Genomic DNA, 15,924 nt, shown 5'->3' with positions numbered 1-15,924 from the left:
GCCCGCCCGTGCCTACCCGTCGCCGTTGCGGCCCGGCCAGTCTGGTCGCATGACGATCCTGATCACTGGAGCGCGCGGTCACGTCGCGCGCAGCCTCGTACACCAGCTTCTCGCCGCGGGGCAGGAGGTGCGCGCCGCCAGCCGGAACCCCGCCGCCTCCGCCCTCCCCGCGGTGCTCTGCGATCTCGCCGACCCGGACTCGGCCGCTCCGGCCCTGGCCGGCGTCACCAAGCTCTTCATGTACGCCGAGCCGCGCGGCGTGGACGGCTTCGTCGAGCGGGCCGTGGCCGCCGGGGTGGAGCACATCGTGCTCCTGTCGGCCCTGCTCGCCAGCGCCGACGCGGAGGACGCCATCGCCCGCCTTCACCGCGACGCCGAGAGTGCGGTGGCCGGCTCGGGCGTGGCCTGGACGTTCGTGCGGCCCGGGGGATTCGCCACGAACACGTTGCCATGGGCGGCGACGGTACGCGCCGAAGGGGTGGTACGCGACCCGTTCCCCGACGCGCACTCCGCTCCGGTGCACGAGGCCGACATCGCGGCGGTCGCGGCGCGGGCCTTGATCGAGCCCGGGCACAAGGGAGCGGTGTACGAGCTGACCGGGCCGGAGTCGGTCACGCGCAGACGGCAGGCGGAGCTGATCGGGGAGGCGATCGGCCGCCCGGTCGGCTTCGTCGTGCAGGACCTGGCCGAACACCGCGCGGAGCTGAGCCGCTGGACGTCGCCGGAGGTCGCCGACTCCGTGATCCGCCACTCGCGTGACGCGGTCGGACGTCCGGCGCCGACCACCGACACGATCGAGAAGGTGACCGGTGAGCCCGCCCGCGCCTACGGCCGGTGGGTGCGGGACCACGCCGCCGACTTCACCGGCTGAGCTCGTCGAACAAGCCGTGGGAGTGGCGTCAGGTGGGCTTGGTGTCGAGGTAGGCCAGGACGGCCAGGACCCGGCGGTGGGTGTCCGGGGACGGCTCGAGGCCGAGCTTCGCGAAGATCTGCGTCGTGTACTTGCTGACCGAGCCCTCGCTGAGGAAGAGCCGCTTGCCGATGACCGCGTTCGACAGTCCCTGCGCCATCAGCGACAGCACGTCCAGCTCGCGTCGCGTCAGTCCTGAGGGGGCCCGGTCGGGGGCGAGCAGCCGGGCGATCACGTCCGGGTCGACGGCGGTGCCGCCGGCGGCCACGCGGCGCAGGGCGTCGACGAACTCGTCGGTGTCGGAGACGCGGTCCTTGAGCAGGTATCCGACGCTCCCGCCGCCGTCGGCGAGCAGCTCACGGGCGTAGAGCTGCTGGACGTACTGCGAGAGGATGAGCACCGGCAGCCCGGGCACCTCGCGGCGGGCGGTGATCGCGGCGCGCAGGCCCTCGTCGGTGTGCGTCGGGGGCAGGCGCACATCGATGACCGCCACGTCGGGCCGGTGCGTCAGCAGCGCGTCGAGCAGGTCGGGGCCGTTGTCGACGGCGGCGACGACCTGCATGCCGTACGCGTGCAGCATCCGCTCGATGCCGTTCCTCAGCAGGTAGAGGTCCTCGGCGAGGACAACGCGCACGGCACCTCCAAGGTCACGGTGGTCGGGCCTCCGGGCGGGCTGTCGACGATGAGCGTACCGTCGAACGGCCGCAGCCTGCGCTCCACGCCCACCAGGCCGGTCCCGGCAGCCGGATCGGCGCCGCCGACGCCGTCGTCGGTGACGGCGAGCCGGAGCAGACCTCCACGGCGGACGACGTGGACCGCGGCGCTGCCCGCCTGGGCGTGCTTGGCCACGTTGGCCAGGAGCTCGGCGGCGGCGAAGTACACCGCGGACTCCAGCGGCGGGACCAGCCGTCCGGGCAGGTCGGCGGTCACGCTCACGGCGAGCGGGTGCTCGAGGGCGAGCAGGCGCAGCGCGTCGCTGAGGCCGCGCTCGGACAGCACCGGCGGGCGGATGCCGTGCACGAGGTCACGTAGCTGCGCCACGGCGGCCGCCGCCGTGGCCCGCGCCTCGCACAGCAGCTCGTCGGCGCTGTCGGGGTCCTCGCGCAGCGTCCGCTGGGCCATGCTCAGGGTCAGCTGGATGGCCACGAGGCGGGCCTGGGCGCCGTCGTGCAGGTCACGCTCGATGCGTTCGAGTTCGGCCGCCTGCGCGTCGAGGGCCTCGGCGCGGGTGTCGGTCAGCTGCCGCACCCGGTCGGTGAGCCGCGCGTGGCCGGTCGGGGCGAGCAGCGCGTGGGTCCACCGCGCGTGCAGGCGCAGCGGCGCGGCGAAGCCGAGCACGCCCGGCAGCAGCAGGATCGTGCCGGCGACCGGGTCGAGCGCCAGCCACAGCAGATCTCGCCAGGTTGCCGGGTCGCGCGCGACCCAGTTGAACCAGAGCGACACGGTGGCGAGCGGCCGGCCCCGGTGGTAGTCGTACCCGGTCCAGTACCAGCCCTGCTCGGCGCGCTCGATCCGCGGCCGGGGCGGGTACGGCGACGGGATCGTCGTGTCCGTCCAGCGCCGGTGCAGCGCCCGGCTGACGGTGGCCAGGCGGCGGCCGCCGAGGACCAGCAGGACCAGTGCGGGAAACGAAAGCGCGCCGTACAGGTGCGTCAACGCCAGCGGCGGCACCGCCAGCAACGCCACCGCGGGCACCTTGAGTGCCAGCAGGGCAAGGCACACACCGCCACGCCGCACCCCGTCCCCCTTTCATCGCATCAAGGGTGGGGCCGGCCCCACCCGGTCATGGGTCCAGCCCGATGCCCGACTTCCGCCCTCGTCCCTACCGTCGATGTCATGACGACAACGCCGCTGCGACTCCTGCAGCTTTTCACGGTCCTCAGCGCGGGGCTGATCGCCGCGACCGCGGTGCTCAGTATCACCGACCCGGCCGCGGTGAACGCGGTCGTGTGGATCCGGGCCACCGGTGTCCTGATCCTGGCGCTGTTCAGCCTCCGCTGGGCGGCCCAGCTCGGCCGGGGCAGCCGTGGCGCGTACCGCCGCCTGCTGTGGATCTCGATCGTCGGATCCCTCGGCATCGCGGCCCTGGCGCTGCTGCCTGACAGCCCCTTCCCCCTGTGGGTCCGCATCGAGCAGGCCGTACAGGGCCTGGTCCTCGTCGCTCTGGCCGTGACCCTGCTGAGCCGGCAGGTCCGCCGCGCGGTCGAGGGCGCGCGATGAGCGCCGTCGGCCGCCGCGCCCTGCTGCGCGGAGCGGCGAGCGTGGGCGGGCTGGGGCTGCTCGGCGGCCCCCTTGCCCGGGGCGCCAGGACCAGGACGTTCGTGCTCGTACACGGCAGCAACGGCAACGCCGGCGTGTGGAGCGCCGTCGCGGCGGAACTCGCCCAGCGCGGTCACCGCGTCTGTGCCGTGAACCTGCCCGGGCACGGCCCCGATGCCTTCTTCCCGGCGTCGTACCAGGCGCCGCAGGACCTCGCCGCGTTCGCCGCGGCCCCTTCACCGCTGGCGCAGGTGACGCTCGCGGCCAACGTCAAGCACGTCACCGCCGCCGTACGGCGCCTGGCCCCGCACGGGCCGGTGGTCCTGGTCGGGCAGAGCCTCGGCGGGATCACCGTCACCAAAGTGGCCGATGCGGTGCCGCACCTGCTTGCCCGCCTGGTCTACATCTCGGCCTTCTGCTGTACGGCACAGCCGACGGTCTACGACATGTACAGGACCCCGGAGGGTGCTCCGAGCCTCGTCCTGACCCTGCCCAAGGTGGGCGACCCGGCTCAGACCGGCGCCCTGCGCACCAACTGGCGTTCGGCCGACCCGGCGTTCCTGGCCACGGCCAAGGCCGCGTTCCTCGCCGACGGCACCGACGAACGCCTGCGCGCGATCCTCGCCGAATGCGAGCCCGACGAGGCCGCAATCCTGTCCTTCACCGACGCCCGCCCGGACCCGGCGCGATGGGGCGGCGTCCCGCGCACCTTCGTCCGTCTCACCGCGGACTGCGCCGTCCCGCTGCCGCTGCAGGACCGGATGATCCGGGAGGCGGACGCGCTGACCCCGCGCAACCGATTCCGCACCGCCTCGCTCCCGTCATCACACCTGGGTTTCCTGGACCGCCCGGCGACCGTCGCGGACCTGCTGGAGTCCGAGCCGGCCCAGTAGTCGTACGTCCCGCCCCCCCAGCAGGACGTCGTGTGTGGTCCGGCCCGGGGCCTCTGCGATACATTCGGCCGCAGCCGAATCCAAGGAGTCCCCGGGCATGCTCACACTGGCGTTCTCCGCCTACGACCTGTCCTTCCTCAGGTTCGCCTTCTCCCCGCTGCGGGAGGTCGCCACCAGCATCCACGCGCTGCGCACGCCCGGCACGCGCGCCCTGCATCTGCCCTGGTTCAAGCAGGTACGCCCACAGCTCGGCAGCGAGCTCGCGCCGCTGCTCGATCTCGTCACCGGACGGGGCTACATCCCTGACTTCCTCTGTCCCGTCCCCACCGGCCCGACCCCGGACCTGACGGGCGAACTGGCGGTGTTACGCGCCGCCCCCCACGAAGTCATCCGCGCCGACCTCGACCGCATGGCGAGCGAGCTCGGCCCGCTGACCGGCTGCGCCGCGCAGCTGCACCAGGATCCGGCCGCGGGTCTCGAACGGCTGGTGCACGCCATCGAGACCTACTGGCAGCTCGCCATCGCCCCGCACTGGCCGCGCATGCGCACCCTCCTGGAAGGCGACCTGCTCCATCGCACCAGGCAGTACGCCGAACACGGCCCCGCCGGGGTGTTCGCGGACATGCACCCGGCCATCCGCTGGGAAGGCCGCAACCTGCACCTGGAACAGCGCCCCGAGGAGATGTCCCGGGTGCTGGCCGGCGAGGGGCTGCTGCTGGCCGCGTCCATCTTCGTCTGGCCCGGCCTGTTCTACCGCACCGACTCGCCCGGCCAGCCGATCATCACCTATCCGGTGCGCGCCATCGCCACCCTGTGGGAACGCGGCACGGCCCCCGCCCCCGACGCGCTGGCCGCCGTCATCGGCCGCTCCCGCGCCCTGCTGCTGGCGGAGCTGGACACGCCGGCCTCCACCACGGACCTGTCCCGCCGCACCGGCTTGTCTCCCGCCAACGTCTCCGAGCAGCTCACCCTGCTGCTGGCGGCGGGCCTGGTCACCAAGCACCGCGTCGGCCGGTCCATGCTGTACGTCCGGACGCCGCGCGCCCAGGCCCTGCTGGACGGCTGATTCGGCGCACACCGAATGTGTCGCCCCGCGCCATGGCCCGCCCGCACCATGCAGTCATGACGATCACGGCTCCCGCTCGCCCCACCGTCTTCCAGGGGCTGCCCAAGGTGTTCTGGCTGCTGTTCTCCGGCCAGCTGGTCAATCGGTTCGGCGGGGTCGTGCTGCCGTTCCTGGTGTTCTACCTGACCGGCCGGGGGTACGAGGCCGGCCAGATCGCCGCCGTCGTCTCGGCGTACGGGCTGGGTGGTCTGGGCGGGCAGCCCCTCGGCGGGTACCTGGCCGACCGGTTCGGCCGCCGCCTCACCCTGATCGGCGGCCTGCTGGCCACCGCGACCTGCCTGATCCTCATCGGCGCGGCCGGCAGCCTGGCCTGGCTGATGGCCGCCGCCGTGGCCATGGGACTGGCCGGCGACGTCTACCGGCCCGCCGCCTCAGCGTTGGTCGCCGAGACCACCCCGCCGCACCTGCGGCCCAAGGCGTTCGGGCTCATGCACTGGGCGGTCAACGTCGGCGCCGCCGCCGCCGGCGCCATCGCCGGGCTGCTGCTCGCCCACGGGTTCTGGCTCCTGGTGGTCCTGGACGTCACCACGAGCGTCGCGTTCGCCGTGATCGTGTACGTCGGCATCCCCGCAGGCCACGACAGAGCCGCGCCCAAGTCCGCGCGCAACGGTTACGCGATCGCGGCCCGCGACCGGGTGCTGATCGCCGCGCTGATCTTCCTGCTGATCGGCCTCGTCCTGTACGCCCAGGCCTCCTACGCGCTGCCCCTGGCCCTGGCCGCCGACGGGCTCCCCGCCTCCCTGTACGGACTGCTCATCACCGTCAACGGCGCCATCGTGGTGATCTTCCAGCCGCTGTTCGTCGCCTGGCTGTCCCGGCTGCCCCGTCTGCCGGTCCTCGGCGTCTCCATGGCGGTGGTGGGCGCCGGCCTGGCGCTGACCGGCGTGGCCGACCGGCCCTGGCACTACGTGGCCACGGTGGTGCTGTGGTCGATCGGTGAGATCGGCATGGCGGGCTTCGAGGCGGCGCTGATCGCCGACCTCACCCCCGACGGCTCGCACGGCACGTACCAGGCACTGTACGGCTGGACCACCGCCATCGCCCGCTTCGCCGGGCCCGCTGTCGGCGCCGTCCTGTTCCAGGCCCAAGCGCTGTGGTGGGCCTGCGCCGCAACGGGCATCCTGTGCGCGCTGTTCGCCTTCGTCCTGATGCCCGCCGTCGCCCGCCGATCGAGCTGACCCGCGCTCTTCGCCCCGGAGCGGCGGAGGGCGCGGTCAGTCGAGCGGGACGCCAGTGTGACTTTCCAGGACCTCAAGGAGGCGAGCCTGGAACTCTTCGTCCTGCGAGGCGGGGTGTGGCGGCTGCGTCTGCCGGTGGTACCAGTACCCGCCGGTGCTCGGGGTCACGTCATGGTGGGTGGCGAGCCACACCTGGGTCCGGTGCCCGGCGATCAGGTCGTCCGGTGCGCCGGGACCGCCCATGCGGGTGGGGACCCACCCGGGGTCGACCGCATGGCTGGAGGTGTCTGCCCACCGTGACGCGAGGGCGAGCGCGAGGGTGGTGACCCACAGTTTGCTGTCGCTGTAGGAAGCGGTGCCGTCGGTCAGCCGTCGCAGGTCGGTGGAGCCGGATCGGTGCATGGAGCTGCTGAGGTAGACGAGCCTGGCCGGTTTGTCCATCAGGGCCGTCAGCATGTACGGCGCGACGATGTTGACGGTGGTCACGTCGGGAGAGTGCAGGACGCCGGCGTTGTGGATGACGGCGTCGAAGCGGCCGAACCTGGACACTTGCCGGGCCACGCCGCGGATCTCGTCAAGCTTGCCGAGATCTCCGACGACGACGTCTTTCCACCGGGAGGTGTCACCCGCGTCGGTCAGACGGGCCCGATTGCGGACGTGGAAGACCACGTCATGCCCCTCGTCGGCCAGCGCGTTCGCCGTGTCGTGCCCGAGCCCGCTCGATGCCCCGGTCACCAGAATCAGTGCCATATCAGTCATCTCCCCGTCTGTGCGGTGATGGGTGCCCGCCGCTTGCGGCGTCAGAGGCGGTGGATGGGCGAGGCGTCGTCCTGGGAGGCGGCCCAGGAGCCGAGCAGGCGCAGGCCCTCTTCGGAGGGTGAGCCGGGTTCGGCGGTGTAGACGGTGAGGGTGAGGCCGGGTTCGGAGGTCATGGCGAGGGCCTCCCAGGCAAGGGTGAGGTCGCCGACGACCGGGTGGCGGAAGCGTTTGACGCCGGTGCCGTGGCGAAGGACATTGTGGGCGCCCCAGCGGGTGCGGAAGGCGTCGCTGCGGGTGGACAGCTCTCCCACCAGGTCGTGGAGGTCCTTGTCGTGGGGGTTGCGGCCGGCCTCGGTGCGCAGCAGGTCCACGGTCATGTCGGCGATGTGGTCCCAGTCGGGGTAGAAGCGGCGGGCGGCGGGGTCGAGGAACTGGAAGCGGGCCATGTTCGGCGGCATGGTGCTGTTGTAGACGTCACTGAAGAAGGCGCGGGCGAGCCGGTTGACGGCGAGCACGTCGAGGCGGCCGTTGGCGACCCACGCGGGGCCGGCGGTGATGGCGTCCAGCGTCCACTGCAGGCTCTTGTGCGGCATCCAATGCCTGCTGGAGCGTGTTCGGGGCCGCGCGAGCGCGTCGGAGCCTTCCGCGGCCTGGGCCAGGTGAAGCAGGTGGGCCCGTTCGGCGTCGTCGAGTCGGAGCGCGCGTGCGACCGCTTCGAGCACGCTCGGCGAGACACCGGCGAGGTGGCCGCGTTCGAGCTTGGCGTAGTACTCGACGCTGACGTCGGCCAGGGCCGCGACCTCGCTCCTGCGCAGCCCGGGCACGCGGCGCCGGGTGCCGGGCGGCAGCCCGGCCTGCTTCGGCGTGATCCTGGCGCGCCGCGAGATGAGGAACTCGCGGGCTTCGTCACGATTGTCCACACCCCGACCGTACGTCCAGCGCTGAGCTGAAGGGATGTACTGCCAGTACACCCTTCATCAGAACCTGGTTACGGGCCGGCAATGCCGGTTCCATGGATGCGGTGGCGCCCCTTTGCCAAGGGTGCGTTCGGAATTGCGGAGGGTACTCCCAGGCTGGGGCCGGTCTGCGGCGGGGAAGCCTGGCCGGCTGACCGCGTTCCGTCGGCGTCGCCCGCACGGATTCGATCACCTTGGGTAGTCAGCACAGAATAAGGAGTAAGCCATGCGTGGTGTCTTGATGCACGCCCCCGGTGACTTCCGGGTGGAGGAGCGAGAGGACCCGAAGATCCTGCGCCCGACGGACGCCGTCATCCGGCTGTCCGCGACCTGCGTGTGTGGTTCGGATCTGTGGCCGTACCGCGGGGTCGAGCCCATCGACGGCCCTTCCCCGATCGGCCATGAGTATGTGGGCATCGTGGAGGAGGTCGGCAGCGAGGTCACCACGATCAGGCCCGGCCAGTTCGTGGTCGGCGGCTTCTCCGCCTCGGACAACACCTGCGAGATCTGCCGCGCCGGCTACCAGACCTCCTGCGTCCAGCGTGAGTGGATGAACGCGATGGGCGCCCAGGCGGAGCGGCTGCGCGTCCCGCTGGCCGACGGCACGCTGGTGGCCACGCCGGGTATGCCGGACGCCGACCTGATCCCGAGCCTGCTGGCCGCCTCCGACGTGCTGGGCACCGGCTGGTTCGCCGCGACCGCCGCCGAGGCCGGGCTGGGCAAGACGGTCGCCGTGGTCGGGGACGGTGCGGTGGGTCTGCTGGCGGTGCTGGCCGCCAAGCAGCTAGGGGCGGAGCGGATCATCGCCATGAGCCGCCACGAGCCGCGGCAGAAGCTCGCACGTGAGTTCGGCGCCACCGACATCGTCACCGAGCGCGGCGACGAAGGCGTGGCCAGGATCAAGGAGCTGACCGGCGGGCTGGGCGCGCACTCTGTCGTCGAGGCGGTCGGCACCCAGGAGTCGATGCTGCAGGCGATCCGCTCCACCCGCCCCGGCGGGCACGTCGGCTACGTCGGCGTCGCCCACGGCGTGAAGCTGGACGGCGAGGAGCTGTTCTTCTCCCGCGTCCATCTGCACGGCGGCCCCGCGCCGGTCCGCCAGTACCTGCCGCAGTTGATCGACCTGATCTGGAACCGGCAGATCGACCCGGGCAAGGTCTTCGACCTCGTCCTGCCGCTGGAGCAGGCCGCGGAGGCCTACCGGGCGATGGACGATCGCCGCGCCGTCAAGGCCCTGCTGACCCCCTGACCGATCACCCAGGAATGCGCGGCCCCGGCAGCGCTCCCGGGCTCATCTGTGGATCAGGCCGGCGATGTCGTCGAACAGCCGTTTATGGGCGGCGGCCGCCTCGGGGGAGGTCAGGTCCATGTTCTGGATGAAGCCGTGCTCCAGGCCGGGTTCCTGGCGGTGCACCACGTGCGCGCCGGCCTGTGCCAGCCGATGCGCGTAGGCGTCGCCTTCGTCGCGCAACGCATCGTGTTCGGCGGTCACGATGAGTGCGTCGGGTATGCCGTGCAGGTCTGGCGCCAGCAGCGGGCTGGCGGGCGCGCGGTCGGCAGGGTCCGGCGTCCAGCAGGTGATGGCCCAGGCGAGGAAGTCGGCATCGAGCGCGTGGCCGGTGCCCTTGTCGAGGACGCTGGGCTGCGAGAGCGTCAGGTCGGTGTTGGGGCAGATCAGGATCTGCAGACCGGGCAGGGCGTCGCCGGCGTCGCGCAGTCGCAGGCACGCCATGGTCGCCAGGTAGCCGCCCGCGCTGTCGCCGGCCACCGCCGCCGGGCTCGCCCAGCGCAGTACGGCGGCCACGTCGTCGATGGCCGCGGGGCAGGGATGCTCGGGCGCGAGCCGGTAGTCGACGGCCAGCACCTCGACGTCGCAGATGTCGGCGATGCGCCGGCAGGTGCGGTCGTGGGTGTCGAGGTCGCCGAGCACGAAGGCGCCTCCGTGCGCGAACACCACCAGCGGCCGTGGCTGCTCGGCCGGCCGGTAGTGGCGCAGCGGGATGCCGTTCGGGCCGCGGACATCTTCCACCTGGCTCAACGCAGGCCCCTTGGGCCGGTCAGCGGCTCGCCGACGCGAGCTTTCGCGGAGTTCTGTCACATCTGGGTGGGTCATGGAGCGTCTCGTTCGTTCGGGTGCCGACGGTGATCAGAGACTAGTGGGAAGGCCGCGCGGAAATTCGAGTGCGTCATGGTGTGGCCGGGTGTTACATGAGTCAAGATGATCGACGAACCGCTGGAACGACTCCGCGCCGCCGCCCGGCGCACCCGTGAACTGGCTCAGAACCGAGCGGGCACCGGCCTGGGCCACCAGGACGCCGACGACGACGTCGGCACGATCGGCACGGACGGTGCCCTCGGGTTCGACCCGTTCCCGCTGCTCGAAGCCCTCCATCGCCACGGCGTCCGAGCCGTGGTGATCGGGCAGGTCGCCGGCATCATGCATGGATCCACCGAACTGACCGGCGATCTGGACCTGCTCTGGGACGGCCTCCCGGCCCACGCCCCAGCCCTGGCGGCCGCCTTCGCCTCCGTCAACGCCCACCTGATTGACGGAAAGGGCAGCCCCGTAGCAACTCACCCGGATTCCTTTCTCTGCCCCAAAGTGGAGTTCACCTCACCCGGAGCCGGCGGCGACTGCTGCACCCCGGAGCTGCCCTGGGGCGGCCTTCGGGTCCGCGAGTTCCTCGACCGCGCGATCACCGTGGTCGACCCCAGTGGCCTCGAAGTTCACTACGTCTCCCGAGAAGACCTGATCCGGATGCGCCGCGCCATAGGCCGCCCCAAGGATCTCCGGCGAGCAGACGAACTGGACTCGCTCGCTTAGGACCGCTGGAGCGCCGTGCTCGGCCTCCACACCGGCCCAGGCCTGGAGGAGACCATGGCGCTCGCGATCGACTGGTTTCGACCTTTACCTACGCAAGACGCGGCTCCCCGACACCCACCTACGAGTCGGTGGCCGCCATGACGCAGTGAGCCGGCACACGATCAGCAGAGGAGGATGCGACCTTCGAACAAGGACCGGTGATCGCACCTCCTCCTACCGCATCGAAGACGACGCCTGGCCCGCCATTCGCTACGCCGGTGAAGAACCACCATGCACCGCCGGCAACCTGAACTCGGGCTGATCCGGGAAACGCTGCTGCTCACTCTCCACGCCAGGGCCCTGGACGCCGGGCTGTCCAGCCCGATCCTCGGTGACACGCTCTCCGCCGACCTGGCCGGCGGGATCGACTACGACCTCCGCAAATCGAGAATCTGGTCCAGGGAGTCCTCGAAGGAGATGGAGAGCCGCGCCAGGTGCTCCTCGGATTCGAAATCGAATCGGATCACGTCGCCGTCGGGCAGATACCTGATCCGGAGCGTCGCGTCGTCGTTCTGGTAGGCGTGGTCGACCCAGCGCCACCCTTCGCCGCTTTCGGCCTGCCACCCGCAGTTCTCCAGCCGGCCCTGGATGTCGTCGATCAGGTCACTCTGTCCAGGCGATGCCGTCATGTGTCAGATACCAGCCTTGATCGCTTCGGTTTTGCCGCTTCGGGGGGTGGACCATATCCGAACGGCCAGCGGCCTTGCCAGATCGTCGGCCCGCCCGCGAGTCGTACAGCACCAGTTGCCGACGCGCCCTATGGGCCTCGCGGTGGCTCCCCATGTTCACTCCGCCTCATCAAAGGGATGAAAGGCGAAGCAGTCAACCCCGGGACGGGGTCATATCCGGCCGGACGTTCCGCTGGACGATGAGGCGCTGGTCAGCCGGGCTCGTCGCGTACGGTCCTGGCCGCGCGGTCGGCATTCCGCATCAGGCGGCGGCCGAGCCGATCGCCGCCGCCCTCGCGGGGCCCGAGATTGTCGTGGGCACCCGCTAGGGTCGCCGCGTTGGCTGACGCAGCGGAGGTGTAGTCGTGCGCCCGATCTTCTTCCCGGCCCGCCGGAGAGGTGACCGCGCGTGGGAGCGGCTGTTCAAGCTGGCCGCGCGTGGCGAGAGCGGCAAGGTGATCCGCCTGCTCGGCGAGCTGGACGCGGACGACCGGAAGGCGGTCGCGGAGCTGCTGCCCGCGCACCTGGCCGCGTCGGGGCCCGGGGGCGACTGGTCGATCTGGCGGGAGCACCTCAGGTCGGTGCTGCTGGCGGGGGTCGCGTGTCTGGGTGGGGCCGCGGCCGTCGCGACGTGGTTGTTCAGGCGCGAATTCGGCTGGTTGCGAGGCGATGAGGAGCTCATTCTCGAGCTGATGCGCGAGCGGCCCGCCAAGTGGAAGGCGGACCTGGCGCGCCGCCTCGCCCAGCGGATGCGCCTGCCCGACCTGCGCTATTGGTCGGTGACCGCGGCGTTGGTACGCGAGACCGGCATCGAGCCGCCGGACGGTGACGCGTTCATGGTGGGCTGGGTACGCGCGCTCGGCTCTGGTCCGACGGCCACGGACCCGCTGTTCGCGGCGTTCGCGCCGCGGCTCTTCGAGATCGACGGCCTGGGCGAGGCCATCGACGGTCAGGTGGGCACGATCACCCGGCTCGTCGAGGACGGCCTGCTGGAGCGCAAGACGGTCATCGACGGCCTCATCGGGCGGCTGCTGCGTGACGGGCCGTCCGCGACGGCCGCCCTCGCGATCCTGCACGACCGGCTCGATCTCGACATCGACGAGTCGGCCGAGCGGGCCGGAGACTACGTCAGGCTGCTGCCCGCCGGGCCGGTTCCCGTGGCCGATCTGGCCCTGGCGCAGTTGCGACGGCTGGAGGAGGCGGGGCGGCTGGAGGAGGAGCTGTTCGCCGAGGCGGTGCAGGCGCTGGCGTTCCGGCCGGAGAAGAAGCTGCTGCGCGCGGCCGTCTCGTGGGCCGGCGATGCCGTACTGCGCGACGCCGGGCGGGTGGACGCCGTGCTCGGCGCGCTGTCCCTGATCTTCGCGCAGGACACGCTGGCGCTGCAGGAACGCGCCGTGCGGCTGGCCGTCAAGGTGGCCCGCCAGGCCGGTGAGCCAGGCCGTGAGGCGGTCCGCCAGGCGGCGGCCGGGCTTCCGGACGAGCTGCGGGAGAAGGTCTCGGCCGCGTACGGGGGCGGCATCGAGGCGGAGGAGGTCACGTTCGTCCCCCTTCCCCCGGTCGGGGACGGCCCGGCGATGCCGGCGCCCATCGCCTCGCCGGAGCAGCTCGTGCGCGAGGCCGCCGCCCCTGAGCTGGACCCGTACACGTTCGAACTCCTCCTGGCCGGGCTGGTCGAGTGGGCGCGGCGGGCGCCCGACGCGCTTCACGAGGCGTTGCGTCCCTGGCGCGAAACGCTCGATCCGGGGTTCTTCGGTCTTTTCGGCGGCCGGCTCCAGGACGGCCCTGCTCAGGCCGTGCGCCGGGCCCTCCTCGCGTTCACCTCGCCCGGGGACAGCCGGCGGCTGTCGAAGACCGCCGCCAGGGAGGCTCGGCAGCTGCGCGCGTTCGACCGGCTCTGCCTGCGCCGCGCTCACGAGCTCGCGCGGTCGTTCCAGGACGGCGGCGACTGTCCGGTCCTGTTGGCCACACCCACCGCCGGCACCGGCCACATCGATCCCGAGGTGCTGCTCGATCGCCTGGAGGTGCTGGAGACGTCGGGCGCGCGGGCGCTTCCCGTCGATCTGGCGCAGGCCCTGCTGCGGCTGCCCCGCGACATCCCGGAGGTGTGCGTGCGGAGAGCGGAGGGGCTGTCCTCGGCGGCGGGCCGCGCGTGCGCCGACTGGATGCGCGGCGGCGGTCTGCCCGATGCGGGGGTGAAGGTCTTCGTGGCGGAGCATCGCCTGCCGTACGGGAGATCGATGCTGGTCCTCGAGACCGTGCTTGATGCGCCGGGCGACCTGCCTGAGCCGCTCCGCGAGCTGTACCAGATCGAGCCGATCCGCGAGTTGTACCGGCTCGAGACCGGGCACGGGTCCACGCTCGAGGGGTGGTCTCTCGCCATGCCATCGCACCGTGAGATCGTGGCCGCGCACATGGTCTGGAACGTGTGGGCCAACATGGACTCCACCTCCCTGCCCACCCGGGCGCTGGTGCGCCTCGCATACGCGGACGGCCCGATCGGCGAGGGCATGGCCCACGTGCTGGCCTGCGGCATGGGCCACGCCAACGCCACCAACCGCGCCGCCGCCACCGACGCGCTGCTGACGCTGGCGGCACGCGGGCAGGTCCCGGTGGCGGCGCTGGGGGAGGCGGTCACAACACTGGTCACGCGGGGCCTGGTCAAGCTCAACCGGGTGGTGTCGGCGCTCGACGACGCCACGCAGGCGGGAGCGCATGAGACGGTGTGGGAGGTGGTCGTACGGCTGCTGCCGGGACTGCTGCCGAAGGAGGGCGAACGGCCGCGTGCGGGGGTGGCGGACCTGCTGGCGGCGGGGGCGAGGGCGGCCAGGATCGCTGGGGCGCGTGCCGAGCTGCCGGACGTGGCGGCGCTGGCGGACCGTAGGGGGTCGAGCAGGCTCGTGCAGGAGGCGCGGCGGTTACGGCACCTGGTGGCCGTCTGATACGCGTAAGGAAGAGGTAGTACGCCGGAGGGCTGGGTCGGACCGGGGAGCGGGAGGCGTCGGCGCCCTCGCTTCACGGGCGAGGACGCCTTTTCCGGTCCACGGTGCGTTTCCGGCCACAACTGCCCCGACAGGACTCCGGGCAGTTGTGGCCGGGGTCGTCAGATCAGGGGAAGACGGCGGACGCCTGTCATGGTCGGCGTCGGCATGAACTCCACCGGGTCGTCCGGATCGGTGCGCAGGGGGTTGAGTCGGTCGAGGAGGATGTTCAGGGCGACGCGTCCCTCCAGGCGGGCCAACGGGGCGCCGAGGCAGAAGTGGATGCCGCGGCCGAAGGCGAGATGCGGGTTGGGGTCGCGGTCGGGGTTGAAGACGTCGGGGTCGGGGAACTGGCGGGGATCTCTGTTGGCCACTCCGACCCAGGTCATGACCATCTGATCGGCGGGGATGGTCACGCCGCCGAGTTCGACTTCGCGGGTGGTGGAGCGGCCGAGCGCGGCGAAGGGGGTGAACAGGCGCAGGGATTCCTCGATGACGTCCGGGATGGAGGAGCGGTCGGCCCGTACCTTGTCCTGTTGCTCGGGATAGGCGTCCAGGCACAGCACCGTGTTGCCGAGCAGCATCGTCGTGGTGATGTGTCCGGCGAGCAGCAGGATGATGGCGAAGTTCACCACCTGGTCGTCGGGAAGGCGCTCGCCGTCGACCTCGGCTTCGACCAGCTTGGTGAGCAGGTCGGCGCGTGGCTGCTTTCTACGTTCGGCGGCGTGCCCGGCGAGATAGTCGGACATCTCCCTCCAGGGCTTCAGCGAGGTCTCGACGTTCACACGCTGATCTTCGGCGGGTTCGGCGAGTGAGACCTTGGTGTCGCGTTGGAACAGCCCATCGGCCCACTGTTTGAACAGAGCTCGGTCGCTGCTGGGCACGCCCAGGAGTTCGGCGATGACGATGACGGGCAGCGGGTAGGCCAGATCGGTGACCAGCTCCAGCCGGCCGCGGTCCTGTGCCGCGTCGAGCAGTTCGTGGGTGAGGGCGGCGATCCTCGGTTCGAGATCCGCGACGACCTTCCGGGTGAAGGCGCTGCTGACGAGTTTGCGCAGTTTGCCGTGCTCCGGTGGGTCGATCTGGGTGATGAAGCCCTTCAAGGAGAAGTCCTTGGGCTTCAGAGCCTCGGGTACCACGCGCATGGTGTCGGAGGAGAACGTCGCGGGGTCGCTGAGGACCTCGTGCAGTTCGGGATAGCCGTAGACGTTCCACATCCCGGTGGCGGCGTCGTACTCGACCGGCGGGCCCGATCGCGGTCCGTGCAGCCAGAAGAGCTGTTCGGGGATGTTGTACCGCTTGACGATGTCGGTCATCGCCCCTCCCTTGGTCGT

Annotated in this window: 16 protein-coding genes; 9 read left to right on the top strand and 7 right to left on the bottom strand. The window is 71.5% G+C overall.

Annotation, left to right across the window (positions count from 1 at the left end):
- Nucleotides 1–49: 49 nt before the first annotated feature.
- Nucleotides 50–871 carry an NAD(P)H-binding protein gene (locus ABD830_RS16450; RefSeq protein ID WP_344987934.1) on the top strand — a complete coding sequence of 274 codons (822 nt, stop codon included), beginning with the start codon at nt 50–52 and terminating at the stop codon, nt 869–871.
- A gap of 28 nt (nt 872–899) precedes the next feature.
- Here ABD830_RS16450 and ABD830_RS16445 read toward each other — a convergent pair whose 3' ends face one another.
- Both ABD830_RS16445 and ABD830_RS16440 read right to left on the bottom strand, forming a co-directional pair.
- On the bottom strand, nt 900–1,544 hold the full coding sequence (locus ABD830_RS16445; RefSeq protein WP_344987932.1) for a response regulator transcription factor: 645 nt from the start codon (nt 1,542–1,544) through the stop codon (nt 900–902).
- On the bottom strand, nt 1,508–2,647 hold the full coding sequence (locus ABD830_RS16440) for a sensor histidine kinase (RefSeq protein WP_344987930.1): 1,140 nt from the start codon (nt 2,645–2,647) through the stop codon (nt 1,508–1,510). The genes ABD830_RS16445 and ABD830_RS16440 overlap by 37 nt, the downstream gene beginning before the upstream one ends.
- A 99-nt stretch (nt 2,648–2,746) precedes the next feature.
- Between ABD830_RS16440 and ABD830_RS16435 the strand changes: the two genes are divergently transcribed.
- The 4 genes from ABD830_RS16435 to ABD830_RS16420 all read left to right on the top strand — a co-directional run bounded on the left by ABD830_RS16435 (nt 2,747) and on the right by ABD830_RS16420 (nt 6,366).
- A complete protein-coding gene (locus ABD830_RS16435) occupies nt 2,747–3,130 on the top strand; it encodes a hypothetical protein (RefSeq protein ID WP_344987928.1) in 384 nt (127 codons plus the stop codon).
- The gene (locus ABD830_RS16430) at nt 3,127–4,062 is read left to right on the top strand and encodes an alpha/beta hydrolase (protein ID WP_344987926.1); all 936 of its coding nucleotides are present in this window, start codon (nt 3,127–3,129) and stop codon (nt 4,060–4,062) included. The genes ABD830_RS16435 and ABD830_RS16430 overlap by 4 nt, the downstream gene beginning before the upstream one ends.
- A 97-nt stretch (nt 4,063–4,159) precedes the next feature.
- Nucleotides 4,160–5,128 (top strand): ArsR/SmtB family transcription factor, encoded by a 969-nt coding sequence (locus ABD830_RS16425; protein ID WP_344987924.1) that lies wholly within the window; start codon nt 4,160–4,162, stop codon nt 5,126–5,128.
- Between the two features lie 56 nt (nt 5,129–5,184).
- On the top strand, nt 5,185–6,366 hold the full coding sequence (locus ABD830_RS16420) for an MFS transporter (RefSeq protein WP_344987922.1): 1,182 nt from the start codon (nt 5,185–5,187) through the stop codon (nt 6,364–6,366).
- Nucleotides 6,367–6,402: 36 nt separating this feature from the next.
- Here ABD830_RS16420 and ABD830_RS16415 read toward each other — a convergent pair whose 3' ends face one another.
- Together ABD830_RS16415 and ABD830_RS16410 are read right to left on the bottom strand one after the other, a co-directional pair.
- Nucleotides 6,403–7,116, bottom strand: a complete 714-nt coding sequence (locus ABD830_RS16415) for an SDR family NAD(P)-dependent oxidoreductase (protein ID WP_344987921.1) — start codon at nt 7,114–7,116, stop codon at nt 6,403–6,405.
- A 50-nt stretch (nt 7,117–7,166) separates the two neighbouring features.
- A complete protein-coding gene (locus tag ABD830_RS16410; RefSeq protein ID WP_344987920.1) occupies nt 7,167–8,045 on the bottom strand; it encodes a helix-turn-helix transcriptional regulator in 879 nt (292 codons plus the stop codon).
- 262 nt (nt 8,046–8,307) lie between these two features.
- Here ABD830_RS16410 and ABD830_RS16405 point away from each other — a divergent pair, with 262 nt between their 5' ends.
- On the top strand, nt 8,308–9,330 hold the full coding sequence (locus ABD830_RS16405; protein ID WP_344987918.1) for a zinc-dependent alcohol dehydrogenase family protein: 1,023 nt from the start codon (nt 8,308–8,310) through the stop codon (nt 9,328–9,330).
- 42 nt (nt 9,331–9,372) lie between these two features.
- On the opposite strand, the gene ABD830_RS16400 is transcribed toward ABD830_RS16405, so the two are convergent.
- A complete protein-coding gene (locus tag ABD830_RS16400; RefSeq protein ID WP_344988706.1) occupies nt 9,373–10,110 on the bottom strand; it encodes an alpha/beta hydrolase in 738 nt (245 codons plus the stop codon).
- Nucleotides 10,111–10,299: 189 nt separating this feature from the next.
- On the opposite strand from ABD830_RS16400, the gene ABD830_RS16395 reads away from it, so the two are divergent.
- Complete coding sequence (locus tag ABD830_RS16395) at nt 10,300–10,905, top strand: hypothetical protein (RefSeq protein ID WP_344987916.1); 606 nt, start codon at nt 10,300–10,302, stop codon at nt 10,903–10,905.
- 407 nt (nt 10,906–11,312) lie between these two features.
- Here ABD830_RS16395 and ABD830_RS16390 read toward each other — a convergent pair whose 3' ends face one another.
- Entirely contained in the window at nt 11,313–11,573 is a 261-nt protein-coding gene (locus tag ABD830_RS16390) for a hypothetical protein (protein ID WP_344987914.1), read from the bottom strand.
- A gap of 239 nt (nt 11,574–11,812) precedes the next feature.
- On the opposite strand from ABD830_RS16390, the gene ABD830_RS16385 reads away from it, so the two are divergent.
- Entirely contained in the window at nt 11,813–11,941 is a 129-nt protein-coding gene (locus ABD830_RS16385; RefSeq protein WP_344987912.1) for a hypothetical protein, read from the top strand.
- Between the two features lie 36 nt (nt 11,942–11,977).
- Complete coding sequence (locus tag ABD830_RS16380) at nt 11,978–14,551, top strand: DUF7825 domain-containing protein (RefSeq protein WP_344987910.1); 2,574 nt, start codon at nt 11,978–11,980, stop codon at nt 14,549–14,551.
- A 161-nt stretch (nt 14,552–14,712) separates the two neighbouring features.
- Here the strand turns inward: ABD830_RS16380 and ABD830_RS16375 are convergent, their stop codons facing one another.
- Nucleotides 14,713–15,906 carry a cytochrome P450 gene (locus ABD830_RS16375; RefSeq protein WP_344987909.1) on the bottom strand — a complete coding sequence of 398 codons (1,194 nt, stop codon included), beginning with the start codon at nt 15,904–15,906 and terminating at the stop codon, nt 14,713–14,715.
- Nucleotides 15,907–15,924: the final 18 nt, after the last annotated feature.

Origin of the sequence: Nonomuraea helvata, from assembly GCF_039535785.1 — a bacterium.
Lineage (GTDB): Bacteria > Actinomycetota > Actinomycetes > Streptosporangiales > Streptosporangiaceae > Nonomuraea > Nonomuraea helvata.
Note: the sequence above shows the minus strand (reverse complement) of the source record. Positions and strands in the feature narration are given on the sequence as shown.